Genomic DNA, 25,344 nt, shown 5'->3' on the forward strand with positions numbered 1-25,344 from the left:
TTTCGTTTAAAAACTACAGTTCTAATAAAGCAAATTTTTTAAATGCTACCAATCCCAGCAACGTTGCAATTACCAGTAAAGCTAGCAAAGTTATTAACGGAAGCTGAATACTGTTAGTGCCAAAGCTTAGCGTACCAGCGTTACAAAGGATAATAATCATCAATACCGCAGAACCAACTACGTAACTAACCTTAGGGATTAATAAGGCAACTGAAGCTGGAATTAATGCAATAAATCCGTACAGTAAATCAAGTAACCAATCTTTCACTAAAAAAACTTGATACGTACCTGGTAAAAACTGCTTAAACTTTAAATACGTTAACGCCACAATCGAGCTGTGAAGTAGTAATAAAATCATGCCCGAAAAAATGCAGATCATTAAAAACATCCCTGCTAAAATACTTCTTCTAGAAAAAGGGAAGGTTGCAATTTGGCTGAGTCGTTGCGTTTGCCTGCTCCTAGCGATGATTTGAAATGCTAAAAATCCTTGCAGTAATAAAACTCCCGCTCGTATAAACAAACTAAAAAAATAATAATAGACGGCCCAATATTGAACTAGCTTCGGGACGTTTATAAAGGAATCCGGAAGCAATTCCATCAATTTATTTTCCTTAACTAACCCATGTAAAATCACTGTAGTAATTATTAAAGCTGCACCTAAAATAATGGTTAAAGTACCTACAAGTCTTTTTGAACCCACTTGTTTTGAACACATTTTCGTAATTTTAAACATTTTTACCGTCCTCCTTGCTTCTATCTTGCAAGAGCTAAATAATTAAGTAAATTAACTATTCCTGAATAGTCCTTTTTAGTTCCTAATTAGCTAAAAAAAGATCCTCACGCTTGCAAAAAAGTCCTTGGTTACTTTCTAGCTCACAAGTAACCAAGGACTTTTATAAAATATTTAATTAAGTTTATGTAATGCTCACCCTAATTTTTTCAAATCCTCCTGAGAAATAAAAAGAGTCACTTCACCAGTTTCCTTATTAACCTTAGCTTTTACTTCCACACCATGGGCAAAGAAAGTTGGCTTGCCAACGTCAATTCTTAAGTATTGATTGCCATAGCATAACACTTGATAAAGTTTTTCCATTATTATCTCCTCCGTTAATCGAGTCTAAAAAAAATTATTAGCCATCAAGGTAATCCCCAGCTTAACTAAGAACATCTATAACTGTAGATTTTAATTGCTGAGCTACTTGCTGCGGTTGCGTAGCCTTCATGATTGCCGAAACTGCTGCAACTCCGTCGACATTCGTATTCCGCAAAACGGACAGATTTTCCGCATTTAGCCCGCCAATTGCAAAAACCGTTATTTTTGCTTCCTGCTTAATTCGTTTTAGCGTTACAACACTAGTATGCACGGCTTTAACGTGGGTCGTAGTGGGAAAAATTGCTCCCACTCCCAAGTAGTTAGCCCCTTCTTCAACCGCGCGTCGTGCTTGCGCAACTGTTTTAGTAGTCGCTCCAATAATTTTGTGGGGTCCTAAAATTCGCCGTGCTACCGCCGCTGGTAAATCAGCTTGTCCAAGATGAACACCCGCAGCATCGACAGCTTGCGCAATCGCTACCTGGTCATCGATTATTAACGGGACTTGGTAACGGTCGGTAATCTTTTTTACATGACCCGCCAATTTATAGTATTCAGCACTGCTGATTTCTTTTTCCCGTAGCTGTAGTAAATCAACCCCTCCTTGGCAAGCCAACTCAATCCTTTCTAAAAATTGTTGTTGATTTAGTCCTAACCGATCCGTGACGAGGTAAAGTAATGGCTTTTCTAACATTTGATCCACCTCAAGGGGCTTTAATAAAACTCAAACGTAGCCAAAAATCAGTTTGCTCCGCTCAACAAAAAAGCGGCCATTATGCCTAAATTTAGGTATTAATGGTCGCTTTTTTGTTGACACTTGCAAACTAAATCATTTAACAACCCACCAATTGCAATATGACTAAAATAGTTATTGTCACACCGTAGCTGGTAAATTACGGAAAATTAAGTTAGATTAATTCGGGGAACCAAATTTTAATTTCTCGTTCGGCACTTTCAACGCTATCGGAGCTGTGCACAACGTTTCGAAGTAGTCCATCTGGCCATTCCCGACCAAGATCTCCCCGAATCGTTCCGAAGGCAGCTTCGGACGGATTGGTAGCCCCCGCCATCCGATGAAAAACTTCAATCACGCGAGTACCACTAGCAATCATGGCCACGATTTTGCCTTCCAACATGTATGTTTCAATTTCCTTAAAGAATGGTTTATCAACTAATTTTGCATAGTGCTGATGTAACTGGCTTTTAGTTGCCCGGGTAACTTTAAGAGCATCAATTTCGTACCCCTTACGCTCTAGCCGCGTAATCACTTCACCAATGTGCCCTAAATTAACTCCATCCGGTTTGACTAAAATTAAGATTCGCTCTTGATTCATTAAAAATCCTCCGTTTCCGTCTAAGAGTGCCTTAATTGTACTAGAAATTATAAAGTCACACTACACATTAACTAAATCTATAGTGTAATCTGATAAGACTTACACGAAAAAAGTCAGATTTTTAATTAACCTTCGTATTACGATACTTCGTCGTAAATATCCACTTTAAGAATTGGCCCAAAGTTAAAAATTGATTAATAGATTTTCTTTTATTCAGGAGCATCTTCTAACGTCCACCTTAATTCACCATGATAATCGCCCACTCGATCCAGCGGGTTTAATTCAATTTGCAAATATTTACTTAAATCTAAGCTGACATTTCCCTTACCTTGATAAACAATTTGACTTACGTTGTTTATCGACACTTCTCCAAACCGTAAGCGTTGCGAAAGTACCCAGTTTTCTTTGCTGGTCAAGGGCCGTTGTTCACATAGCTTTACGGTCCAGTAACGCTGGTCCACCTTACTTTGATCAGCAATCTTTAAAAATTCTTCTTTTGGTAATGAAACTGTAGTAGTTTCGGCTGGAATGTTAAGTGTTTTAAAATTAATTTGCTCGGGCAATAACATTTGCGGACCGTGTTCTTGCTTAATGGTTCGAACTTCCTTATTAGACCGTTGATGATTAGCGTCTTCAACATAAAATGTCACTTGTTCGCCCAACCAAGCCTTAGGAAATGAATACATAAACTCGTCAGTCACTCTTTTAGGTGCATTAGTGTACTCCTTTAGGACCTGCTGCTCTCCTTTACAGCTGGCTACCAGAGTTATTTTCCCAGCTGTTGCTTGCGCAAAGGAAAAGGCCACCTTTCCTTTATTAGTAAATCGGGAAACGTAAATATTATCATCCTTGTCTTTTAATTCAAAATGCATCTGCTGTTTTTTTCGGTAGCGGTGCACCACCGTTTGGTCGTAAGGCATGAAGTAACCAGTATCTTTACTTGCATCATTTTTAACTGGAAAATATCCTGAAACTTCTGGGTACGTTGTGGACATGTCAAAAGGTGTCGTTAAAATCCCCTTTTTTTCAATGGAGGAACGAATTTCTTTGTATTTTTCGTTTACAAAAATTGTAGATATCTTGCCAATATAATTAATTGTCGTAACAGCACCACTTTTACCAACAGTCTTTCCTTTTACAGTTGTAGTTACGTCAAATGGTAGAGCTAATTCTCCGTTAACTATTTTAGCGGGATTTACATGATTTTGTTTTCCACACCACCTTAAATAAATCTTATAATGTAAAACGGTATCAGAAATTTGATCGGCAGTATTTTTTTTTGCCTGGAATCGAATTGTTTTATTCCCCTTTGCATCATAAATATAGTAAAAATTAAAGTAGTTAGATACATCCTTCCCATCAAAATCAGTTACCGTTGTTTGCTCAATCTCATATTGTCCGCTTTTCTCAATTTCCTGCAACCCACCAAAGTTAACTTCCACAGCCGAGTCTCCACTAGAAACAGTTTGGTGCGCAGCTAAATAGACTCCGCCGCGGTCTGCTAGTTTAAAATAGGCGTCTTCAGCGTAGGCCGGGGGAGTTTCAGGCTTTGCTAAAAATTCGGTCTGATACACTAATGATGATGGTGAGCTATCATTGTTATGCACTATGAAATTAACTTCAGAAATCGACTTAGTAACAACTTCAAAACTTTGTCGGGGGTCCCGCCACGGAATCCCCGCAGTAAGGTTTTTTAAATATAACCATTGTGCCCCATCCTGATTTTCGTTGTCATACATAATATTTGTGGGATTATTTGCATATACCGCTTCAATTACTCCACCAGGATCTTTGTAACCAATAAATTTATTAGTATTAAGTCCGTAATAATTAAACGCCGTCTTGACTGTCAAGGGCTTCTCGTGCTCGTCGACAAATTTATAGGTAACCACTACTTCATCAGCAACATCTATCCCTAAAAAATATGTTTTAGAAAAGCTCAACGTACCTCCTTTCAAGTTACTTTTACTTCGTTTTAAAGTTACTAGTAAATTAACCGTATTTCCCTTATAAAACCCTACATTTTTTATCAATGCTTGACTTTCATTAGTCTTTTGATCAACCGCTAAACGATTAGCGGTCGCATCTCCTTTCAAAGGGGTTACTTCTGTATGGGCTCCACTATGCATAATGAAGGTGTTTTCGGCGGGAGTAACTGCTTGGTTAGCCCATTTAAAACCATCCAAATTAGGTAGTGGTCTCAAACTGGCTTTTACACCAGGAGCTAGCCACCACAAACTCATTAGAAAAGTTACCAATATCAATCCTTTAACTTTTTTCATCAGTCGGCCCCTTATTCATAAAACTTTTTATACCAACGTCTGACCAAAACGTAACTGACCACAATTAGTCCTATTAAAAATAGCCCCCAAGAGGTGCTTTCATTAGTTTGCGGTAAACATCGAACATAGTCACTGTTTACTGGGGATTGAGGCTTTTTGGGAGAATCTTGTTTCGATAAAGAAACTTTCTTCATGGGCACCACTTGGTTAGCATTATTTTCCTGATAAAAGGTAATTCCAGCTTCGGTATTAACTCGGTCACTCGCGAGTACATCCGGATTTACGTTGACTAACAATGCTAATAAAATTAATCCACCCCAAAATTTCATTTTACTTCTCCGTTTTTTGATTTTTGTGCTTCAATCGATAAATATAAACGCCTAAAATTAAGATTATCATTACCAAAAAGTCCATCATTAGATAAATTAAGCTATTATCTGCCGGCTTCTTAACTTCAACCGCGCTTTTATTTAGTTTCTCAGCATCTCCTTTAATCGAAAATTCTTTTTTTAGTAGCCATTTTTCTCCAGCAGGACTCTTTAAATGAATTGTTAAAACGTATCTACCACTTTTCAAAGGCTCATTATCCCAATCAATCGGCAAGCAAAAACGAGTCCGGGGAGCGATCGATATTTTTTTGGTAACCTGTTTTAATACGGCAGATTGTCCTTTTTTAGTTACGGTGGCCCGCATATCTAATCTACTCAGCAGCACCGGTTGGGGGTTTTCCAAGGTTGCAAAAACGGTCAAGTATCCATTAGCTAGCCCCGGAAAAACTTTTTTTAAAGTTAACTTCGGATGAATCACTTCATTTGTACATTCTAATTTTGCACCAATTGTGTAAGCAAAATTATTTAACAAACTTACTCCTTGCTCTTTGGGGGAATTTTTTAACGGCTTGGAGTAACAATAAAATCCACCTAAAACAGTTCCTTTAAACCCCTTTGTAGGAATTTTCAAAGGAAATTCAACTTTGCGAACTTCTTTTGGTTTTAAGATGACGGAATGCGGTCCTGAAACCATTGCTTTAAACGAAGGAGTCCCTAGCAACTGCGCCTTTGATTTAGAATAGTCAATCGCCCCATTCTGGTTAGTAATTGCATTATTAGTTTCAATAATTATTCGTTGCTTTTGATTGGTTATGTTTCGTAATTTGATAGTTAATTTTTCAGAAGAACCTGCCCGAACTCGTAAATCAAAATAGCTAGCTTTAGATTGCTGATTTTTTGGCAAAATAGCCTCTGCGTCGAACGACACTTGGTTATTTTTGGTCGTACTAGCTCGAGTGTTAGTATGGCTAACCAAAATAGTAAAAAAACAAACCAATCCAAGTAATTTTATCCACGACGTTCCTTTTTGAATGAATGGTGATTTAAACTGGCGCATCGGTCAACACCCAAGTCAAATCAGCTGTATAGCTTTGCGCTTCAACTCCCGCGCGCGGCACATGTAATTTAACGTTCTCATTTTTACCATCTTGACCTGCAAAAACGGCCGCAAACGCTCCTGCGCCTTGCCCTTCTTTTGCAGTCATCACTTCTTGATATTCCTTATTTAGTTCAAAAGAATTTTGTACAATCTCAGGTTTGGGTGATTCATTGTTCTTGGTGGCCACTTTTCCATTAGATAGGGACATTTTTGCACCGACTAATTCCTTACCGTTCGCGCCCACAAAAGGCGAAATCGCGACTCCTAGCGTCCAACCTTTTGCACCGCCCCGGGTGTCGTTAACCTGGACATGGGGTTTTTGATTTAAAGCGTAGTAATCCGTGTCTTCCTGCTTAATTTCTTGTTGCCCAAAGGTTATGTTAGACGCGTAAGGAATCGATAACGCTCCCATGTCTCCTGTACCAGAATCATCATCGTGCGTATCATCTGGAACAACTGGGTGTACGTCTTCACCAGAACCTGCCGTTAAAGTTACGTCCGTTTTATTAGTTGCTTCAGAAATTTGCGAAGCCATTACTGTAGTTGAATTTAAAGCCAATATGCCTAATGCAAGTGTTATGATCACCTTTTTTCTCATTAAGATTCCTCCTTAAAATATATAAGTTACAGTAATTCTCGCACGTCTTTTTTTCAGTTACTAGTTCACCTTTTTTCTCTATTTTAAAAAAATTTAAGGTTCAGTAATAACAAAAGACCCCTCTCCAACTGAATCTTGGAAAGAGGCCTTCTTAGACTTGAATTAATAGTAATTTCCCAGCCGTTTGTATACACGCTTCAAAGTTGGAATGACCCAACGTAGCCCGTATTAATTACCTTGACAATTGATATAGCATTCCTCCTAGCTGTCGCCAATTACGTTCGGTAGGAAGTACTTTCATCAGAATAAGCGGCGTATCTCCAGTGTTAACGTAAAAATTAGAAATCACTAAATCTACTTGCGAAACGGGAGTTTTGTAATCAAAAAACTCAAAGGTAAAGGAATGACCGAAATAAGCCCTGATCTTATTCATTAGCCATAAGCGATGGGTGTGGTGTACATCGTCTTTCACTAGAATTTTAATAGGGACAGCTTGCTTCACGAACAGACCGTAATAGTCTAGAACAAAATAATAATTCAAAAATAATTGTTGCCAGTTTGATAATAGCTTTTCAACTGATTCACTAGCATTTCTGAGTAGTTCTTGATGAAAATTATTCATAATCTGGCACTCACGTGGACGTTCCGCCTCTAGTTCCGTAATGTAAGAACGGTTAAAAAAAACATCTGTATTACCAAAAAAGAAGGCACTTCTTTCATGAAAAGCTATAAAATTAAAGACCAACTCCAAATCGGTGGTTGCTAGCTGAAAATTAAAATGCTCTTTTACTACCTTCGCTAAATTTACTACTGCCTGATAGGACGCCGTTTGACTTTTTTGATGCGCTAATGCGTAGCTATTTTCATAATTTGAATTTCCATCAATAATCCCGAAACTATAAATAACTTGATATAAAAAATATAGCTCCGACTCTTTTAAGGGGAGTTTTCCAATTAAGTGCCACTTCCTCATCAAAGCAAAACTAGGATCGTTATCGACCACTTTTTTCTTTGCTAATTCAATTTGAACCGGTGCGTGTGAACTACGCTCCAAAGTAATTGCCATCCAATAAGCAAAAGTTTTCCATTGTAGAGGCTCTAATTCAATTCCATATACTTCCTCAAAATTAGTAATGTACGCTTTAATTTTCTTTAAATCCGCTTTAAAAGGCCAGCTATTCGTTATTTCTCTAGTAGAATTCCAATAAAAGTAATAATAAAAGCTACGAATATTTACTTCGCTACCTTTTAAATCCAATCGATATGGCAAAAAATCCAACCGGTAACGACTGAAGTACTGTTTTAATAATTTAGCGTATCGAGAAACGGTTGATATACTCGTAAATTGGCTATCTGCATAATCCGTGAGTCGTAAATGTGGGTTCTGGAACATAAAATCAATTAGCTTATAATTATACGAAGCTCGGTAAAATTTCAAGTAAATCGGGTAAATTGGAAAATCCTCTTCTTTTAAAATTTGGACGTTTTTATTGCGATCGTTAAATAATTGTATTTTTTGGCTAGTTTCTTTAAATAATTGCTCAAATTCGTCTAGATAATTTAAAATTGATTTTTCAGTTACGCCCATTACCCCTGCAAGTTCCTTAGTTGAACACCAAGTGTTACTTTCCAACAAATATTCTAACAACTTAACTTTTTTTAATGACGATGCCGTTAAAAACGTTTTCATTTTTACCTCCAAATCCAACTAAAAACGCTTTTCGTTCCAGTTGGTTCATTATCCAATTAAAAATATGCAAATACTTTTATTTTTGTAGTTATTTATATCATATTGGTTCTCTAAATTACACGTTCATTTTAAAATTGGCTTTATTTCAGTATAGTAAGTAATCACGCTCAAAAATCAAGTTAGTTCCTTTTTTTCACAGATTAAGCTATTCTTAAACTAAATTAATACAGGAGGCCGAGTTCATGCGTTTATGGCACGAAGAACTAATTTCCAAACTGCCCCGGGCCCAGCTTTTAGGTCAACACCGGGAAGTTGCGGCACTCCGCGGCAAGGGCTGGGGCAAAAAACACGCCACCGTCGATTATGTTTTCACCCATTCGCCATACAAGTTGTACCAATTTCATTTGCTAGTAATGGCTGAAATGCAAGCGCGGGGATACCACCCTGATACCAAGTGGTTCGATTCCACTTACCGGGGATTGCATTGCCCAGCTTATTTAGCATTGGCACCTTGTCCGCTCACCGACCCAATCTATCCCGAACATGATCAGCAATATTTGGCAGAATGCTTGGAAAATTTGAGATCTAAGGGAATTCAGATAATGATTTGAAAAAGAGAGTGGGACAAAAGTCGGGCAGTTTGCGAGCATTAACTAAAAATAGACCATCATGTCTGAAGTTGGCATGATGATCTATTTTTGGTTAAGCGGAACCAACTGACTTTTGGCACACGTTTTGGCTTTATTGAAGGCAAAACACTAAAACAACTTTCTAATGACCTTTTCATCCTTGAAAAGTATTTTTTTAGTTTGTTCCCCACCTCTTCCGATTATAAAATGTTTTATAAATCTTTTCCGTTAGATTTAATCACCTTTTTGTACCAATCAAATGAATCTTTTTTCAATCGTTGCAACGTCCCGCGTCCGGAGTCATCCAGATCGACGTAGATGAACCCATATCGTTTGCTCATTTGGCCGGTTGTCGCGCTAACAAGATCAATTGGTCCCCAAGTTAAGTAGCCAAAACAATTTACTTGGTCAATTTCTACTGCCTTTTTGACTTCTTGAACATGTTTACGTAAATAATCAATTCGATAATCATCATGGATTTTTCCATTATCATCCAATCGATCCTCCGCACCTAGTCCATTTTCTGTAATCATAATTGGGATTCCATACTTTCGATACGTATAATTTAATAAGTATCGAATTCCCACGGGGTCAATTGTCCAGCCCCACTTGCTCGTTTCCAAAAAAGGATTAGTTAAACCGCCAAAAAGTGCGCTTTTTGCTTCCTTTGCCCCGTGATATTCGGCCACCGATGAGGCGTAGTAATTCATGCCGATAAAATCGATTTTTCCTTCTTTAAAATCTTCGGAATCATTTTTTGAAAATGCCAGTTGAATCCCGTCATCTTCATACTCTGCTAATTTGTATTGTGGAAACTCGCCGTTACACATTGCATCAATTTGATAAAAATCGCGGTCCATTTGTCTAAAAGCGTTCATTATATTTTCCGGTTCGCTGTTAATCGGGTAAACGGGTTCAATTCCGAATACGCAGCCAATTTTATTGGAAGCATCAATTTCATGTCCTAACCGGACTGCTTTACAACTGGCTAAGGTCATGTTGTAACCAATGGTTGCCAACGTTTGCGATTTATCTTTCATCTCAGAATATTTCAAGCCAGCAATTATATACGTAAAGATGTCGCTAGCCTCCGTTCGTGGATCAATATGATTCATTTCATTAAAGGTGACCCAATATTTAACCTTCCCGCGCAACGCAGTAAACATCGTCTTGCAAAATTTGAGATATAACTCAACAACCGAGCGATTTTGCCAAGAACCATATTTTTTAACCAGATTAATTGGCATTTCAAAATGATACAAAGTTACGATAGGCTCAATATGATACTTTTTTAACTCGTCAACTAAATTTATATAAAATTCAATTCCTTTTGGATTAGGCTCTAAGTCGTCGCCATTTGGATAAATTCTACTCCAATCAATTGAAATTCGAAGTGCCTTAAACCCCATCTGCGCAAGGAGTTTAACATCATCTAGATACCGGTGATAAAAATCAATTCCAATATGGGATGGGTACCGACATTCTGGATCAATTGTCTGGTGGATCTTTCTTGGTTGCCCATCCTCACCAACCGTTACGTAGTCCATAATCGCTGGTCCCTTACCGTCTTCGTTCCAAGCTCCTTCCGTTTGGTGGGCAGCAATACTTCCGCCCCATAAAAAGTTATCTGGAAATTTCATTACTTCCTCCTTAGCCGAGCACTACGTTTAGCATCTGGTCTTTGTCAGTTACAATCTGATTAACACTGGGGATTACGTCTAGAAAGTCGTTTGTGTTAGTAATAATCACCATTACGGTCGGGTCATATCCAGCTTCGACCACCTTGGAAAAATCTACGACCGCTAAAACATCCCCCTGGGAAACGGTTTCCTCTTCTTTTACTTGGAGCGCGAAATATTTCCCCTCTAATTCGACGGTGTCAATTCCGATGTGAATCAAGACTTCAATTCCATTGCTTCCGGTAATTCCAATTGCGTGTTTAGTCGGAAAAATCGCAGTTACCTTTCCATCAATTGGTGCATGAATATGGTCGTCAATGGGCTTAATGCCAATTCCTTTACCCATGGCTCCCGTAGAAAACGCGGCATCACCGACTTCTGCTAGCTGAACTAAATCTCCCTTCACTACACTACTCAAAGATACCGTTTGTAATTTTGAAGCAACCGCGTTCTCAACATTTCCAGGTATTTCTTCTGCAGAATCTTCAGCAGGCACACCTAGTAAGAATGCTGCAATTGCCGCACCAACAAAGCTAATAATAACGGAAGCAACCATCAACCATAAGTTCATGAAATGCCCTTTACCAATGTAAGCTGGTAAACCAAATAGTCCCCAAGCAATTGAATATGCTTTTACACCAGTAAGACCGGCAAATAAGCCTCCTAAGCCTCCGCCAATCATAACGGCAATAAAGGGCCGACGATATTTAACAAAGACACCGTAAATTGCAGGTTCCGTAACACCTAAAATTGCGGATAGGGTCACCGTTCCAAATAGTTGCTTTTGCTTACGGTTACGGGTTCGCAAAAAGTATCCTAACATTGAGCCGCCAACTGCAATATCTGAGATGGTACATGAAGAAATAAATGCAGGATCGTACCCGTTAGCCGAAATTAAGGAGGCAACTACTGGCATGATAAAGTTACCCGCCCCTAACATGACGATGAACGGTTGTAACGCTGAATAAAGCATCATTACAAACCAGCTGCCAACGTATTTCATTAGCAAATTAAAGAAGGCAATAATTCCTTCACCTAGGTAATAGCCTAGCGGGCCAAAAATTAGTAGCGTTGCCGGTAAAGTTATTAACATGATAAGCAGCGGAGTCATAAAATACTGTAGAGCATTGGGAACTATTCGTTTCACAAATTTGGTTACGTACCCCATAAACCAAACTGCTAGGAGAATCGGAATAAAACTATTTGCGTACGTAATTTGGGGCAATGGGATTCCAAATAAATTAAGTCCTTTTACTCCGTTGATACTCTCCGATAAAATTGTTGCGGCTAACGCAACCGCCAAGTACGGGCTGGCACCTAAACGTTTAGCGCTGCTCATTGCCATTAAGATTGGTAAGAAGTAAAATACCGAAACCCGCAACGCGTCAAAAATCTGGTAAGTTGGACTATTGGGTGAAATTAACCCCGTAAGCGAGATGATCGATAAAAAGGCTGCCAACAAGCCTGCGCAAATAATCGGTTCTAAAATTGGCGTCATGGATTCTGAAACGACATCCAACACTGCTTTAATCCAGTTCTTTTTTACCTTATGTACTTCTTCTTTATCGTTACCACTAATTCCCAACAAGTCGATTAATTCATCATACACATCTACTACGTGAGTGCCAATAATAATCTGGTAAGCCACGTTGTTACTAACTACGTCAATCACCCCGTCTAAATCCTTGAGTGCTGCCGTATTTGCTTTATTACGATCTTTGAGTGTAAACCGTAGTCTTGTCATGCAATGGACTACCGCTTGGATATTTTCTTTTCCACCGACGTACTTGATAATATTTTCATTAAACTCTTTATACTTCATTTCCAACGTCCTTTCTGCTTGTAACTCGGTTAATATGGATCATTAAATAGGTATATTCATCAGGGGAAATTTCCTGCCCGAAACTTTTACTAATGTACTTATCAATTTTTTGTACCGCCCGAAATGCTTCAGGATAAATTGCCCTTATTTGTTCATATAAAACGTTTACGTCGGTTTTCGTGGACAGTTCATGACAATTTAATCGATCAATAAAATATTGTAAATGCGTAACCAAGCGCATGTAATTAATACTGGTTTCATCAAAATTGATATTGAAATGGTACTTAATTATATTTAGTAAATCTCTCAGTACCGTAATGTCTTTAACTTTTTGTTCGACATTGATCTGTTCATCTTGGACATTAATAAAGTGCAAACTAATTGGAATTGCTTCATCTTCTGGAAAATTAACCTCATAAGTCTGGTTAAGCCAGTTAATTGCCTTTATTCCAATTTCGTAATATTGGGGATAAAATTTCTTTACTTCCCATACCAGCGGGCTTGCAATAAACTGTCCTTTTTGTCCTCGTTTTAACGCAAACGAAATATGATCTAATAACGCTAAATACAAATAATCAGTCACCTTAACTTTTAGGTAATTTTCACCGTAATCAACAATTTTATTAACCAAAGTAATAATTTTTTTATCAGAATGGGTTAATAAAAAACTAAGATGTTCTAAACGATCTTTTGAATCTAGAACGTACAGTTTACTAATCTCTTTTTCCTCGATTTGCTGTCCAATTTTTTTCTTGAAAGCAATCCCTGGAGAATACGCGATTGATTCATGAGTACCTTTAGATATAATGGCAACGTTGTTATTTAGTATCTTTTTTACTTTCATTCCTACTCCTTTCCAGAAAAAAACTCAGGCAAAACACGCCAAGCCATTTATTGGCTAAAACGTGTCTTGCCTGAGTCCTGCCCTTTGTTCGGTCACATTACTCAAAGAAAAGTTACGTACTCTTCTAAGCTTTTTTCTATATTTAATTCTTCAACTTCTTAATATTATCATTTCTAATTTTATTTTGTCAACGCTTTCATCGTTTAGTTTTTGGTGCAATAATTTTTTCACCTCCATACGTTCTATAAAGTTCCCTATCAAGAACACCATCTATACCAATTTGATTTATACCTACAAATACGTTAACATTTTCCTTATCAATCAAAAATTAAGGAGCGTATTTTTTATTAAAAAACTAAATCTTTTTCAGCTAGTAATGCTCGGACTTGGTTCTCTAATTGGTTCCGGGTGGCTTTTCGGATCAATGGAGGCTGCTTCGGTGGCAGGTCCGGCAGCAATCTTTTCTTGGATAATTGGGTTTATCGTGATTGCTGTGATTGCCTACAACTATATCGAACTAGGCACCATGTTTCCCGAATCCGGAGGAATGAGTAAATTTGCCCAATACAGCCACGGTTCGCTGGTGGGCTTCATTGCCTCTTGGGCCAACTGGATTTCTTTAATAACCTTAATTCCCATTGAAGCCGTTGCCTCGGTCCAATACATGAGTACCTGGCCGTGGGCTTGGGCTAATTGGACCCATCACTTTTTCAAAAATGGGACCATCACCACTAGTGGTTTGTTAGTAGTATTTTGTTTCATTTTAATCTTTACCCTACTAAATTACTGGTCGGTATCTTTATTAACTAGGTTTACAAGTTTAATTTCAATCTTTAAAATTGCCGTGCCCTTAATCACCATCATCTTTTTAACGTTAAGCGGTTTTCATCCAGAAAATTACGGCCATTCTTTAACTGAATTTATGCCGTACGGATCGGCTTCAATCTTTGCTGCCACCTCGGCTTCTGGAATTATTTTTTCCTTCAATGCCTTTCAGACGGTAATTAATATGGGTAATGAAGTTAAGAACCCTAAAAGAAACGTTGGTTTGGGTGTGGGGATCTCCCTTTTAATTAGTGCCGTACTTTACTTAGTTTTACAAAGCACCTACATTACTTCAATTCCAAGTTCATTGATCGCTCAATCAGGTTGGCACGGGATTAATTTTGAATCTCCCTTTGCTGATTTAGCAATCCTCTTAGGGATTCACTGGTTGTCCGTCCTACTTTACCTGGACGCCTTTATTTCACCGTTTGGTACCGGGGTCTCCTTCGTTGCTTCAACGGGACGGGCCTTAGCCGCCATGTCAAGTAATAACCATTTTCCTAAAATTTTAGGGAAGATCAATGCTAAGTATGGAATTCCACGGATCGCAATGGCCTTCAATGCCGTTTTAAGTATGGTAATGGTTTCGATTTTTAGGTCATGGGGTACTTTAGCAAGTGTCATCTCAACTTCAACCTTAATCGCTTACCTAACGGGCCCGATTACGGTGGTTTCGTTAAGAAAGATGGCCTCGCGTTTCAACCGGCCCGTCCGGTTAAAAGCAATTAAATTCATGGCTCCGTTAGCCTTCATCTTAGCTTCCTTAGCTATTTACTGGGCAATGTGGCCCACTACGGTAGAAGTTATCCTAGTTATTTTACTTGGCTTACCAATTTTCATATATTACGAGTGGCGTTTACATTGGAAAGAAACCATTAACCAGTTGCGTAGTAGTCTTTGGCTAATTGTGTATCTAATTTTTCTTTCAATCATGTCCTACATTGGTAGCGCCGATTTTAACGGTAAAAACTTAATTCACTACCCCTTCGACTTTATTGTGATTATTATAGCGGCGTTCATTTTCTACGTATGGGGAATGCGTAGCCGAATTATTACCGTCTCATTTGGCAATGCTCGCGAAGTTAATAATCGCGTCAAAAAATAAACTAACTAATGTAAAAATAAGGGGCTGTGACAAAAGTCTCTAAACAAAAAAACGATTCATGTGGTGAAAATTCCTCATGGATCGTTTTTATTTTGGCTTTTTGACTTCAATTGAGCCAAAAGGTGTGCCAAAAGTCAGTTGGTTCCGCTTAACTAAAAAATTGATCATCATGTCAAATTCAGGCATCATGGTCAATTTTTAGTTAATGCTCGCAAACTACCGATTTTTTGTCCCACTCTCTTTTACGTAGGAACAAATTAGTAGGCACCGAATTGTCAGATTACTTTTCTAAACTAGCTTTTATTCCACCTTGGATAAAATTTTTCCTTAGACTAAAGCCAGTTTTTTTCATATACCGCGGTATTAAAGCCGCAAGTAACCTTAGTATCGTCAACCATTAGTGGGCGCTTAATCAATTTGCCATTCTGCGACATTAATTCCGCTGCTTGTTCCTTTGACATCGTATCTATCTTATCTTTAAGTTTCATCTTACGATAGTCTATTCCACTGGTATTGAAAAAATAGCGTAAATTCTGATCACTTTTAGCAAAAAAATCCAGCATCTGCGCCTTAGTTGGCGGCTGTTCAACTAGGTCAATTTTGTTATATGAAACTTGTTGCTCTTTTAGCCATTTTTCGGCCTTTTTACACGTACTACACTTAGAATAACAATAAAATGTGGTCATAGTAGCCTCCTAAGTCATCTCTAAACTTTAATTTATGATACTACATTTTTTAGCTAAAGAACCAGACTCCATCCGCTTTTTATTTAAAGATTCACTATTATTTTGAAAATTCCGTATTAAAAAAGGGCTTGCCAATTTAATGACGAGACCCCAATTACTTTTACTAAATTGAAGTTCATGTTAAAAGTTTTGATTCATACTTATTTTTGCTTAGCAAGCACCTGTTCCGCTTTATTTAACGCGGGGTCACTCTTCGAAAGGACGTTAATTACCGCTTGTTCAATAGAACGCATGGTCTTCGCGTCAGTTTTTCCGGTAACCGTTAGATGATTAGCTTGTTGGTAAGCTTGCACTGCTTGCGCAACGCTTTCTGTGTAATCTTTAGTAACTTTGCCAGAATAATAACCCAAATCTTTCAACGCAATTTGTAGATTCTTAATATCGGTTCCGCTTTGCCCCACTTGGTACGTTTTATGGTGGTTAAACGTGGTGATGTAGGCCATTTCAGGATAGTCGGCTTTGTAATCTGGCGTTAGTCCTTTTTTATTGATCCAAGTTCCATCCGGCGTTAACCACTTAGCAATCGTTAGCTTAAGTTCGTCATTATCCGTGTACTGGGTAATATTTTGTACGGTTCCCTTGCCGTAGCTTTGCGCGCCCACCAACGGAATCCCCGCTGATTGATGCAAAGCAGCCGCAAAAATTTCGGCAGCGCTAGCACTTTCGCCATTGATAATTACTACGGCCGGTTTCTTAACTTTGTAGCCCCCGTCTAACTTACGACTAGCCTTATAAACTTCAGGCTTACCACTCCGGGTTTTGACCTGCATAATTGGCTGGCCGTCTTTTAAGAACATTGAAGACATCTTCAACGCCTGTTGCATCAAGCCTCCCGGATTATTACGCACGTCGATGATGTATGATTTAGCCCCTTGATGATCTAGCTTCTTCAAGTTCTTCTTTAGTTCACTCGCCGTCTTCTCTGCTACAGAAGAAATCGTGATGTATCCCACTTTATTCTTCAGTAGCTTTCCAGTCACTGTTTCGACCGGAATTTTGGCGCGCTTAAGCTTTTTAGTAAAGGTGGTGTCTCCGCGCTGTAGTTCCAATTCCACCGTGGTTCCCACCTTACCACGCATAATGCTCATCGTTTTGGATAACGACTGGCTGGCAACTGATTTACCGTTAACCTTAATAATCTGATCGCCGGCCTTCAGCTTCGCTTTTTGTGCGGGAGTTCCGTCAATCGTGGACATGATTTCGATATGACCATTCTTTTTAATTACTTGGATCCCAATTCCGCCAAACGATCCCGCCACGCTATCATTTAAGGAGGAAGCGTCGCTATCGGTAAGGTAGTTTGAAAACGGATCGTCTAAGGTTGCCAGCATCCCATTAATTGCCCCGGTAGCTAACTTGTTAGAATCAACGTTCCGGTAATAATTAGCATCAATTTGATTATAAACGCTCGCAATTCGATTTAAATTGGTTTGGCGGTCTGCTGATGAATTAGTGAAACCCAGTAGAAAAGTCATTACCCCCACCAAGGTAATAACACCCCCTAAAATTACCGACCCAACCACGGTAAGGTACGGGTGTCGATTAATAAATTTTTTCATTAATTCTGTTCACTTTCCAAGTATCGTTGCCAAGCCTGATCAAAAATGGTCATGTTTTGCAAATAGCTCCCGTTGAGCTCTAGATACTTACTGATTTCTTCAAAATCCCGGTCCTGTTTAGGAAATGATTGGTCGAAAAAAGCTTGGTTTGCAAACTCTTCAACTTCGTCATTAGGTTCTGGATTCCGTTGGGTCATTAAAAACTGGTAAAATGTTTTTCTCAAAATATTCCTCCTCTACTTCACGACAACTCGGCTAGTTTGCTGATTTAGGCACGTTGATAATGAATTTAAACTGGTCGTGTACAATATCAATCTTTTCAACTTGGAAACTAACTTTATTTGTGGTTTTGATCTGGTCTAAACGTAGCAGTGCCTGATCCCCATTAATAATTACCCATTTAGGTAATTCATAGTTGCGGGAAATATATTTCAAAACCACCTTAGCTGGCAATTTTAACGTTCCTACTGACAAGCTGTGTGCTTTAAGCCGAATATTGCCCCCCTTAGTAACTGAAGGCACCATCGTTAACGCAAATTGAACCTTTTGCCCTAGGACTTCAATTTGCCCGCCTAAAATCGCGTAACGTTTTCCAATTCTAAATTGGTAGGTAAAGTCTTTGCTTTTTTGAAACTGGTTCAAATAGGCCGCACTCAAGTCATTTAACTGCGTTTTATTCAACGTGATTGGTACTTGTTCAAACTTATGAGGATCTTTCTTGGCGGTTTTTTCAAACTGGGGGACCGGTAAGCTCGCTTTGAAACCCACGTAAACGCTCCCCGCCAATAATAACGCTACCAGAGTTAAAAATCCCCATTTCCAAAAATTATATAAATACTTGTTCATTCCGCCCTCCTAATCAAAAACTTCCAATTTTTGCAAAGCGGATTTTATTTTACTTGTCATCATATCATACCCCTTGTCATTTGGGTGAAAATGATCTTCATTTGAAAGGTATGCGTTCTTTTCTTTACTGTCCACTTTCCGAGCTTCCACCCGACTCTTCTCCACTACCGCAATATCATCTTCGGTACTTTGCTTCTTTAATTTTTTGATTTGTTGTTTAGTAGTAAACTGCCCTTTAGACAAGGCGTCGATGTTCACAAAAGTAGCGTCGTCAAATTCATCAGTCGTCGCCTTAGCAGTTGTATTAAAAGTCGTTACCGCTTGGGTAATGCTAGTTACGTTGGGGAAGTACACGTAAAATGGATTATAAATGCCCACCATCACGATTTTTATCTTAGGATTATTCTTCCGGGCAATTTCAAAAATTTTTCGTAAATTATTTTGATATTCTAGGCTAACTTTATTAACCCGTACTAAAATTTGACTTTCTGATTCACTAACGTTTTTTTGTAAGTTCTGGAAAAGATCGTTGCCTCCCGCAGTAATCACCAAAACATCACTTTTAGCCGCTTCTTTTTGAATCCGCTTTGTATTCTGCAACCGGTGTAAAATTTGGTCACTACGTTCGCCACTAATCCCTTCATCATAAACGGTTGCTTTACCTGCAAGGTTTTTTTGAACAATTTGCTTTTTTAGCCGCTTTTGGTACCCATCCTTGTCCTGAGTGTCTCCCACACCCTGGGTTAGCGAGTCTCCTAGCGCCAGAATCTTTACTTGCGACGTTGCAGGCTGTGGCTGCTTAGCTTTGAGCTTCACGCTCTTTTTAACGGCAGTTGGGGTAGGATTTGGCGAGTGGCTAGGCTGCGAGCTTTTGAAAAAACCCATGGCCCACAAAAAAACCGTTGTGATTAACAGCACCCCCACGATGCTAAACACAATTTCCTTTAAAACTTTTTTCATTTTTCCTCACTCTTAAACCAAATTAGGGCCAAAACCGCTTATTCGATTTTAGCCCTAAAGGTTAGTCTTCACTGTAATATAGTAAACAAAATGCGCCCATGCCAGTGTGGGTAGCAATGATTGGCACCGTTTCACGAACCACAATATCCTTCACAGGGAAAAGCTCGCCAACGTGCTTCTTCATATCTTCAACCATTTCATCAGCATGCACATGTGAAATCCCGACTGACTTAATTTTACCGCTTTGTTTCATTTCTTCGTAAATATCAAGCCAGATCTTCTTCATGGCCTTCATACCACGAACTTTGTTAGCAATGTCTAATTTACCATCTTTTACTTGCAAAAGCAGCTTGATATTTAACAATCCGCCAAGCATTCCACTAACCTTACTAAGTCGGCCACCCTTAACTAAGTTTTCAAGGTTAACGATACCTAAATAAAGTTTAGTGTGGTCGCGAATGTAGGCAGCACGTTCCAGAATTTCTTCTTTGGTTGCTCCAGCTTGGGCCATTTTAGCTGCTTCAATAACTTGGAAGGCTAGTGCCCGATCGGTAAACTGGCTATCCACCACCGTCACGTCGGACTTACTTAGTTCAGCAGCTTGTTGCGCAGTGTGTACCGTCCCACTAATGGCCGCAAGCATATTAAAACTAATCACCTGACTGCCATCCGCACCTAACCGATCAAACATCTCAACGAATTTACCTAGCGGTGGTTGGCTAGTTTTAGGGAGTGAATTTGACTCGGCCATCTTTTGAATAAATTCTTCGTTAGAAATGGTCTCCCTTTCCACGTATACGGTGTCATCAATCATCACGCTCAATGGTACGATTGAAATATTATATTTTTTGATTTCTTCATCCGTTACACCACAGGATGAATCGGTGACAATTTTAATTTGAGTCATATGCTTCCACTTTCCCTTGTATCATAATTATTACGAGCCAACCAACGTCAATTAACACTTTCAATTAAGTTAGTAAAACTCGCTTGCTTAATAATATCATTATAACAATCTCTGTTGATTTTTGGCTGAATAATGCCGTTTTTTAATAAAAAGGTTGGGAAAAAATAATAAAATGCTTTTCAAGGATGAAAAGGATCTTAAAAAGTTGTTTTGGTGTTTTGACTTCAAGAGAGCCAAAACCTGTGCCAAAAGTCAGTTGGTTCCGCTTAACCAAAAATTGACCATCATGCCCAATTCAGGCATCATGGTCAATTTTCAGCTAATGCTCGCAAATTACCCGACTTTTGTCCCACTCTCTTTCGTCATGGCTATTTTATAGTTAATTTTTCCCAAAATTAATTACGCCTGATCCATTGCTGAAAAACGTGGTCTGGAACTCCAGGTACACTCTTTCCCGGACGTTCTTCCTGTAAAGTAAACTTTTGTTTATCCACCACGGGAGCAAATACGTCGCATTGAAAGTCGCCAGTTACTTTAGTGATCAATAATTCATCCGCAACCGGCATTAACTTATGATATACCGCTGACCCACCAATTACGAAATGCTTTTCTGTTTTCGTAAGGCTAGCTAACAGTTCTTCGTAAGAAGAAAATCCCCGAACTTCCGAGGGCAAATGTTCCGGATGGTGAGTTAGTACCAGATTTGTTCGACGCGGTAACGGACGACCAATCGACTCAAAAGTCTTGCGACCCATAATTACCGAATGGTCCAGCGTAGTTTGTCGGAAAAAAGCCATATCATCCGGTATGTGCCACGGGATGGATTGCTGCCGACCAATTCCATGACGGTCATCTTCCGCCCAAATCATTGTAATCATGCAAATCTCCTAATTTTTTAAACAGCTACCGGAGCCTTAATGGCAGGATGTGGATCGTAGCCTTCTACCACAATGTCGGCTGGTTCGTAATCAAAAATATTTTCGTGAACTTGGTTAAATTTCAACCGCGGAGCCGGACGAGGGTCCCGAGTTAATTGTTCCTTAACTTGGGCAATATGGTTACTGTAAATATGCGCGTCCCCAAGGGTATGCACAAATTCATCAACTTCTAGGCCACAAGTTTTAGCAATCATCGCCGTTAGCAATGCGTAACTAGCAATGTTAAACGGCACCCCGAGGAAAATATCCCCGCTACGTTGGTAAAGTTGACAACTCAGCTTGCCATCAGCCACGTAAAATTGGAATAACGAGTGACACGGTGGCAAAGCAGCCGTTGGGACATCCTCTGGATTCCAAGCGGTCACGATCATTCGGCGAGAATCAGGATGGTTCTTAATCAAATCAATCACGTTTTCAATTTGGTCAATAGTTTCTCCAGTACTAGTTTTCCAAGCCCGCCATTGACTACCGTACACATTCCCCAAATCGCCGTACTTAGCAGCAAAGGCGTCGTCTTCCAAGATTAACTTGGTAAAACGATCCTTTTGCACTTGATACTGTGCGTTAAAATTCGAGTCGATCAAGGAGCGGTGCCCAAAATTGGTCATATCTGGCCCATCGTATTCGGCACTCTCTACCCATTTTTTAAAGGCCCATTCGTCCCAAATGTGGTTCTTGTGTTGTAACAAATAGCGAATATTCGTATCGCCCTTCAAAAACCACATCAACTCGCTTTTAATTAAGCCAAACGGCACCCGTTTGGTAGTTAACAGGGGGAACCCTTCACTGAGGTCAAACCGCATTTGGTAGCCAAAGGTACTCAAGGTTCCCGTTTGTGTCCGGTCACTTTTTTGGTGACCATTTTCTAAGACGTATCTTTCTAGGTTCAGGTATTGTTCTTCGAGCATCCCGTTACTCCCCTTCTTCAAAACTTTCCAAATACTCCCAGCGCGCCATTTTATTCTCTAACTCATCGGATACCTGGTTGAGTTCAGCCTGAAGTTCCGATAGTTTGCCATAATCCGCAGCGTATTCGTTCATTTGTTCGGTAATTGTTTTAGATTTTTGTTCTAGTTTATCAATTTCTGCTTCAATTGTCTGCCATTCTTTTTCTTCGGCATAGGTTCTTTTTTCTTCTTTTTTGGTTTGGCCACGGAAGTTGGTTCCGTCCGAGGCTTAGCCGCGGTAGCGCTAGTAGACGTGGTTTGCGCCCGCTGTTTAAGGTAGTCGCTAATTTGACCAGTGTATTGTTCAATCTGCCCGTTACCATCAAAAATTAACAATTGATCGCTAACCTTATCAAGGAAATAGCGGTCGTGAGATACCGTTAAAACGGTCCCGTTGAAATGTTCAAGGTAGTTTTCTAATACGGTTAAGGTGGCAATATCTAAATCGTTCGTCGGTTCGTCTAGTAATAAGACGTTGGGTTGTTGCATGAGAACCTTAATTAAGTACAACCGGCGCTTTTCACCACCTGAAAGTTTTTTAATTAAACTTCCATGCATAAACTTCGGAAAAAGAAATTGCTCTAATAAACTGGTAACGCTAATTTTTTCACCGTCCCGGTTAACAACTTCTTGACCAATTTCCTTGATGTAATTAATTACCCGTTTGTCTTCTGGAATGGGCTCCATCTTCTGAGTATAATAGCCAATTTTAACCGTTTCGCCAATGTCGATCGTCCCGCCTTGGATGGGGAGCTTTCCGGCTATCGCATTCAAGAAGGAAGATTTTCCCGCACCATTGGCCCCGGTAATCCCAATTCGGTCGCCAGCTTGAATTAACTTGGTAAAGTCACGGGCAATCGGATGGCCCCCCACTTGCAAATCAAGGTGCTTAATTTCAATAACTTTTTTACCTAACCGTTGTTGGGTTAGTCCAATCTCAACGTCTTGGTCAATTTCCTTAGGCGCGTGCACGTCTTGATCAAGTTTCTCAAACTTGTTAATTCGAGCCTGTTGCTTTGTTCCCCGGGCTTTAGGACCCCGCTTAATCCATTCCAGCTCTTGCTTATAAAGCTTGTACTTCTTTTCTTGGCTAGCTTCATTTTGCTGTTCGCGTAACGCCTTTTGTTCCACGTATTTAGCATAATTACCTTCATATTCGTACAGGTGACCGAAGCTTAGTTCCCAGATGTGGTTGGTTACCCGATCTAAGAAATACCGGTCGTGGGTAACTAGTAAAAGGGCGCCCTTGTAATCGGCTAAATACTTTTCTAGCCACTCAATTGAGTCAAAATCCAAGTGGTTAGTGGGTTCGTCCAGTAGCAATAAATCCGCGGGTTCTAATAAAGCCTGTGCTAACGCAATTCGCTTCACCTGGCCCCCTGATAGTTGGTTAATTGGGGCATCCAGCATATCCACGTGGAGTTGCGTTAAGATTGTCTTGATATTGCTTTCGGTATTCCAGGCGTCCAGCCGGTTCATTTCATCTTCAGCTTTAGTAAACTTCTCAAAAATCGTATTTGAAGTGGGATTATCAGTATATTGAGCTAAAACTTGCTCGTAACGTTTGATTACCCGAAAAACTTCTTGGGCCCCACTATAAATAAAGTCCCGAACCGTTTCATATTGGTTAATCTCCGAGCTTTGCTTTAAGTAGGCAATTCGGTAATCGTTGGGAGCTTCAAACTCGCCGCTATCAGCCGGATCAATCCCAGCGACCGCGTTTAAGAGGTTGGTTTTTCCTGACCCGTTCGTCCCGATCAACCCAATCCGATCATTTTCGTTGATGGTGAAATTAATCGACTGAAAAAGTTGCTTTTCCCCATATGTTTTGGTTAAATTTTTAGCCTTTAATGTTTTCATTCTCAATCATCTTTCCCTAATTTTCGTGCTGCTGTAAACAATGCTTCTGGTTGGTTCGGTAATTGATCGTTAATCACCATAGTTTTTAAGGAGTTTAAAATCCGCCCCATTTGGGGTCCCGGAGTGACGATCTGGTTTGCAATCAAGTCCTTACCAGTTACCGCTAATTCTTTAGATGATTTGATTTGTAGCGTTTGGTAAGTGTCCAACCATCCCTGTGCATCATGGCCTAAAATTTGCGCCACCCGGACTGCGTTAGCGACGTTATTAGCACCAGCTTCAAATAAAATTATCCGATCCACCCCGGTACTATCCAGCATGCTAAGTACCCGAACGGTTGCCGTAACGTGGCGAATCAATTCGTTAGAGGTCTTCCACTGCTTTAAAAAGCGGTTAATTTGTGCGCCGCGTAGCTGCAACATCCACGCTAAAAGCGCCCAAATTTGGGTTTCGTTTTCTAACTGGCTTAGCGGATAAGCTAGCAATTCTTGCAGTACGGCTCCCTTACCGGCTAATCCTGGACAGTACTCATGGAGCCGCGTGGCAACCATATCAGCTAACCCCCGGTTAGGATTAGTTCCTAGCATCATCTTTTGAAACTCTACTAGGGTTCGTTCCACCGAGATTTTAGCCAACAAACTGCTATTCATTTTAATGGCCGCCAACGTTTGCGGTTCGATCACAAAATCTAATTGACTAGCAAACCGGACTCCGCGCATCATTCGTAAAGCATCTTCGTGAAAACGTGCCTTAGGGTCCCCGACCGCGCGAATTTTCTGCTGTTTAAGGTCGGTTAAACCGTCAAAAACGTCAATAACGGTTCGATCTTCCCGTAAGGCAAAGGCGTTAATGGTAAAATCGCGCCTCATTAAGTCTTCCTTTAGTGACCGGACAAACGTAACCTGATCAGGCCGCCGAAAATCTTGGTAACCACTTTCCGTTCGAAAAGTGGTGATTTCGTAACTATGTTCTCCAGTTAAAACCATTACGGTTCCGTGTTCGATTCCCGTATCAACGGTTCGTTTAAAAATTTGTTTAATTTCAGCGGGATAAGCACTCGTCGCAATGTCTACGTCGTGAATGGGCTTACCAAGCAACGTATCCCGGACGCTACCGCCCACAAAATAAGCTTCATATCCAGCTTCTTCGATTTGTTGTAACACGTTTCGTGCTTCTTCAAACTCTTGTGGCATTTTTTCTAACTGCACCATTCTCACATCCAATCCACATTTAATACTACCAGAAACCACCCTGA

Annotated in this window: 23 protein-coding genes and 1 pseudogene; 2 read left to right on the forward strand and 22 right to left on the reverse strand. The window is 39.7% G+C overall.

The annotated features are described in order from the left end of the window. Positions 1–13 precede the first annotated feature (13 nt). The 9 genes from NL111_RS05340 to NL111_RS05380 form a co-directional block, all read right to left on the reverse strand. Positions 14–733: a hypothetical protein gene (locus tag NL111_RS05340; protein WP_119178924.1), complete on the reverse strand. Its 720-nt coding sequence runs from the start codon at positions 731–733 to the stop codon at positions 14–16. 192 nt (positions 734–925) lie between these two features. Then, positions 926–1,093: a hypothetical protein gene (locus NL111_RS05345; RefSeq protein ID WP_002831747.1), complete on the reverse strand. Its 168-nt coding sequence runs from the start codon at positions 1,091–1,093 to the stop codon at positions 926–928. A 61-nt stretch (positions 1,094–1,154) separates the two neighbouring features. Beyond that, positions 1,155–1,784: a thiamine phosphate synthase gene (gene thiE, locus NL111_RS05350; protein ID WP_285109997.1), complete on the reverse strand. Its 630-nt coding sequence runs from the start codon at positions 1,782–1,784 to the stop codon at positions 1,155–1,157. A 214-nt stretch (positions 1,785–1,998) separates the two neighbouring features. After that, on the reverse strand, positions 1,999–2,424 hold the full coding sequence (ndk, locus tag NL111_RS05355) for a nucleoside-diphosphate kinase (RefSeq protein WP_002830276.1): 426 nt from the start codon (positions 2,422–2,424) through the stop codon (positions 1,999–2,001). 209 nt (positions 2,425–2,633) lie between these two features. Continuing rightward, a complete protein-coding gene (locus NL111_RS05360) occupies positions 2,634–4,706 on the reverse strand; it encodes a hypothetical protein (protein ID WP_285109998.1) in 2,073 nt (690 codons plus the stop codon). Positions 4,707–4,717: 11 nt separating this feature from the next. Beyond that, a complete protein-coding gene (locus NL111_RS05365) occupies positions 4,718–5,035 on the reverse strand; it encodes an EF2685/EF0750 family sortase-dependent surface protein (protein ID WP_058120811.1) in 318 nt (105 codons plus the stop codon). Between the two features lies 1 nt (position 5,036). After that, a complete protein-coding gene (locus tag NL111_RS05370) occupies positions 5,037–6,092 on the reverse strand; it encodes a WxLIP family cell surface protein (protein ID WP_285109999.1) in 1,056 nt (351 codons plus the stop codon). Further along, positions 6,079–6,732, reverse strand: coding sequence for a WxL domain-containing protein (locus NL111_RS05375; RefSeq protein ID WP_002830284.1), 654 nt, complete (start codon positions 6,730–6,732; stop codon positions 6,079–6,081). The genes NL111_RS05370 and NL111_RS05375 overlap by 14 nt, the downstream gene beginning before the upstream one ends. 232 nt (positions 6,733–6,964) lie before the next feature. Beyond that, entirely contained in the window at positions 6,965–8,422 is a 1,458-nt protein-coding gene (locus NL111_RS05380; RefSeq protein WP_285110000.1) for an AcpB/EbpR/MafR family transcriptional regulator, read from the reverse strand. A gap of 242 nt (positions 8,423–8,664) precedes the next feature. On the opposite strand from NL111_RS05380, the gene NL111_RS05385 reads away from it, so the two are divergent. Next, positions 8,665–9,033 carry a TIGR02328 family protein gene (locus NL111_RS05385; protein WP_002830286.1) on the forward strand — a complete coding sequence of 123 codons (369 nt, stop codon included), beginning with the start codon at positions 8,665–8,667 and terminating at the stop codon, positions 9,031–9,033. 230 nt (positions 9,034–9,263) lie between these two features. Here NL111_RS05385 and NL111_RS05390 read toward each other — a convergent pair whose 3' ends face one another. Genes NL111_RS05390 through NL111_RS05400 form a run of 3 tightly spaced genes read right to left on the reverse strand, consistent with a single transcriptional unit; the run spans position 9,264 to position 13,396 of the window. After that, positions 9,264–10,691: a glycoside hydrolase family 1 protein gene (locus tag NL111_RS05390; protein ID WP_220444305.1), complete on the reverse strand. Its 1,428-nt coding sequence runs from the start codon at positions 10,689–10,691 to the stop codon at positions 9,264–9,266. 10 nt (positions 10,692–10,701) lie between these two features. Continuing rightward, positions 10,702–12,552 carry a beta-glucoside-specific PTS transporter subunit IIABC gene (locus tag NL111_RS05395; protein ID WP_285110001.1) on the reverse strand — a complete coding sequence of 617 codons (1,851 nt, stop codon included), beginning with the start codon at positions 12,550–12,552 and terminating at the stop codon, positions 10,702–10,704. After that, a complete protein-coding gene (locus tag NL111_RS05400; protein ID WP_058120808.1) occupies positions 12,542–13,396 on the reverse strand; it encodes a PRD domain-containing protein in 855 nt (284 codons plus the stop codon). The genes NL111_RS05395 and NL111_RS05400 overlap by 11 nt, the downstream gene beginning before the upstream one ends. A gap of 376 nt (positions 13,397–13,772) precedes the next feature. On the opposite strand from NL111_RS05400, the gene NL111_RS05405 reads away from it, so the two are divergent. After that, positions 13,773–15,326: an APC family permease gene (locus NL111_RS05405; RefSeq protein ID WP_051069949.1), complete on the forward strand. Its 1,554-nt coding sequence runs from the start codon at positions 13,773–13,775 to the stop codon at positions 15,324–15,326. 332 nt (positions 15,327–15,658) lie between these two features. Here NL111_RS05405 and NL111_RS05410 read toward each other — a convergent pair whose 3' ends face one another. The 10 genes and pseudogenes from NL111_RS05410 to NL111_RS05455 all read right to left on the reverse strand — a co-directional run bounded on the left by NL111_RS05410 (position 15,659) and on the right by NL111_RS05455 (position 25,300). Beyond that, entirely contained in the window at positions 15,659–16,012 is a 354-nt protein-coding gene (locus NL111_RS05410; RefSeq protein WP_002830291.1) for an arsenate reductase family protein, read from the reverse strand. 200 nt (positions 16,013–16,212) lie between these two features. Beyond that, complete coding sequence (locus NL111_RS05415) at positions 16,213–17,631, reverse strand: S41 family peptidase (RefSeq protein ID WP_285110002.1); 1,419 nt, start codon at positions 17,629–17,631, stop codon at positions 16,213–16,215. Continuing rightward, complete coding sequence (locus NL111_RS05420) at positions 17,631–17,855, reverse strand: YozE family protein (protein ID WP_002830294.1); 225 nt, start codon at positions 17,853–17,855, stop codon at positions 17,631–17,633. The genes NL111_RS05415 and NL111_RS05420 overlap by 1 nt, the downstream gene beginning before the upstream one ends. A 31-nt stretch (positions 17,856–17,886) precedes the next feature. Continuing rightward, complete coding sequence (locus NL111_RS05425) at positions 17,887–18,477, reverse strand: YpmS family protein (RefSeq protein ID WP_285110003.1); 591 nt, start codon at positions 18,475–18,477, stop codon at positions 17,887–17,889. A 9-nt stretch (positions 18,478–18,486) separates the two neighbouring features. Further along, a complete protein-coding gene (locus NL111_RS05430; protein WP_285110004.1) occupies positions 18,487–19,437 on the reverse strand; it encodes an SGNH/GDSL hydrolase family protein in 951 nt (316 codons plus the stop codon). A 61-nt stretch (positions 19,438–19,498) separates the two neighbouring features. Further along, positions 19,499–20,344, reverse strand: a complete 846-nt coding sequence (locus tag NL111_RS05435) for a DegV family protein (RefSeq protein ID WP_002830297.1) — start codon at positions 20,342–20,344, stop codon at positions 19,499–19,501. Positions 20,345–20,739: 395 nt separating this feature from the next. After that, on the reverse strand, positions 20,740–21,222 hold the full coding sequence (locus NL111_RS05440) for a dihydrofolate reductase (protein WP_004165921.1): 483 nt from the start codon (positions 21,220–21,222) through the stop codon (positions 20,740–20,742). Between the two features lie 17 nt (positions 21,223–21,239). Next, on the reverse strand, positions 21,240–22,190 hold the full coding sequence (locus NL111_RS05445) for a thymidylate synthase (RefSeq protein WP_285110006.1): 951 nt from the start codon (positions 22,188–22,190) through the stop codon (positions 21,240–21,242). A 4-nt stretch (positions 22,191–22,194) separates the two neighbouring features. Next, positions 22,195–24,089: pseudogene (locus NL111_RS05450) on the reverse strand (ABC-F family ATP-binding cassette domain-containing protein). A gap of 2 nt (positions 24,090–24,091) precedes the next feature. Beyond that, a complete protein-coding gene (locus NL111_RS05455; protein WP_285110007.1) occupies positions 24,092–25,300 on the reverse strand; it encodes a CCA tRNA nucleotidyltransferase in 1,209 nt (402 codons plus the stop codon). Positions 25,301–25,344: the final 44 nt, after the last annotated feature.

The sequence above is a fragment of the Pediococcus sp. AC40 genome (assembly GCF_030252485.1).
GTDB lineage: Bacteria > Bacillota > Bacilli > Lactobacillales > Lactobacillaceae > Pediococcus > Pediococcus acidilactici.

Excerpts from the sequence above, each read along its gene's own strand:
- NL111_RS05340 (WP_119178924.1), bottom strand. The coding sequence starts at position 733 with ATGTTTAAAATTACGAAAATGTGTTCAAAACAAGTGGGTTCAAAAAGA.
- NL111_RS05345 (WP_002831747.1), bottom strand. The coding sequence starts at position 1,093 with ATGGAAAAACTTTATCAAGTGTTATGCTATGGCAATCAATACTTAAGA.
- thiE (WP_285109997.1), bottom strand. The coding sequence starts at position 1,784 with ATGTTAGAAAAGCCATTACTTTACCTCGTCACGGATCGGTTAGGACTA.
- ndk (WP_002830276.1), bottom strand. The coding sequence starts at position 2,424 with ATGAATCAAGAGCGAATCTTAATTTTAGTCAAACCGGATGGAGTTAAT.
- NL111_RS05360 (WP_285109998.1), bottom strand. The coding sequence starts at position 4,706 with ATGAAAAAAGTTAAAGGATTGATATTGGTAACTTTTCTAATGAGTTTG.
- NL111_RS05365 (WP_058120811.1), bottom strand. The coding sequence starts at position 5,035 with ATGAAATTTTGGGGTGGATTAATTTTATTAGCATTGTTAGTCAACGTA.
- NL111_RS05370 (WP_285109999.1), bottom strand. The coding sequence starts at position 6,092 with ATGCGCCAGTTTAAATCACCATTCATTCAAAAAGGAACGTCGTGGATA.
- NL111_RS05375 (WP_002830284.1), bottom strand. The coding sequence starts at position 6,732 with ATGAGAAAAAAGGTGATCATAACACTTGCATTAGGCATATTGGCTTTA.
- NL111_RS05380 (WP_285110000.1), bottom strand. The coding sequence starts at position 8,422 with ATGAAAACGTTTTTAACGGCATCGTCATTAAAAAAAGTTAAGTTGTTA.
- NL111_RS05385 (WP_002830286.1), top strand. The coding sequence starts at position 8,665 with ATGCGTTTATGGCACGAAGAACTAATTTCCAAACTGCCCCGGGCCCAG.
- NL111_RS05390 (WP_220444305.1), bottom strand. The coding sequence starts at position 10,691 with ATGAAATTTCCAGATAACTTTTTATGGGGCGGAAGTATTGCTGCCCAC.
- NL111_RS05395 (WP_285110001.1), bottom strand. The coding sequence starts at position 12,552 with ATGAAGTATAAAGAGTTTAATGAAAATATTATCAAGTACGTCGGTGGA.
- NL111_RS05400 (WP_058120808.1), bottom strand. The coding sequence starts at position 13,396 with ATGAAAGTAAAAAAGATACTAAATAACAACGTTGCCATTATATCTAAA.
- NL111_RS05405 (WP_051069949.1), top strand. The coding sequence starts at position 13,773 with ATGCTCGGACTTGGTTCTCTAATTGGTTCCGGGTGGCTTTTCGGATCA.
- NL111_RS05410 (WP_002830291.1), bottom strand. The coding sequence starts at position 16,012 with ATGACCACATTTTATTGTTATTCTAAGTGTAGTACGTGTAAAAAGGCC.
- NL111_RS05415 (WP_285110002.1), bottom strand. The coding sequence starts at position 17,631 with ATGAAAAAATTTATTAATCGACACCCGTACCTTACCGTGGTTGGGTCG.
- NL111_RS05425 (WP_285110003.1), bottom strand. The coding sequence starts at position 18,477 with ATGAACAAGTATTTATATAATTTTTGGAAATGGGGATTTTTAACTCTG.
- NL111_RS05430 (WP_285110004.1), bottom strand. The coding sequence starts at position 19,437 with ATGAAAAAAGTTTTAAAGGAAATTGTGTTTAGCATCGTGGGGGTGCTG.
- NL111_RS05435 (WP_002830297.1), bottom strand. The coding sequence starts at position 20,344 with ATGACTCAAATTAAAATTGTCACCGATTCATCCTGTGGTGTAACGGAT.
- NL111_RS05440 (WP_004165921.1), bottom strand. The coding sequence starts at position 21,222 with ATGATTACAATGATTTGGGCGGAAGATGACCGTCATGGAATTGGTCGG.
- NL111_RS05445 (WP_285110006.1), bottom strand. The coding sequence starts at position 22,190 with ATGCTCGAAGAACAATACCTGAACCTAGAAAGATACGTCTTAGAAAAT.
- NL111_RS05455 (WP_285110007.1), bottom strand. The coding sequence starts at position 25,300 with ATGGTGCAGTTAGAAAAAATGCCACAAGAGTTTGAAGAAGCACGAAAC.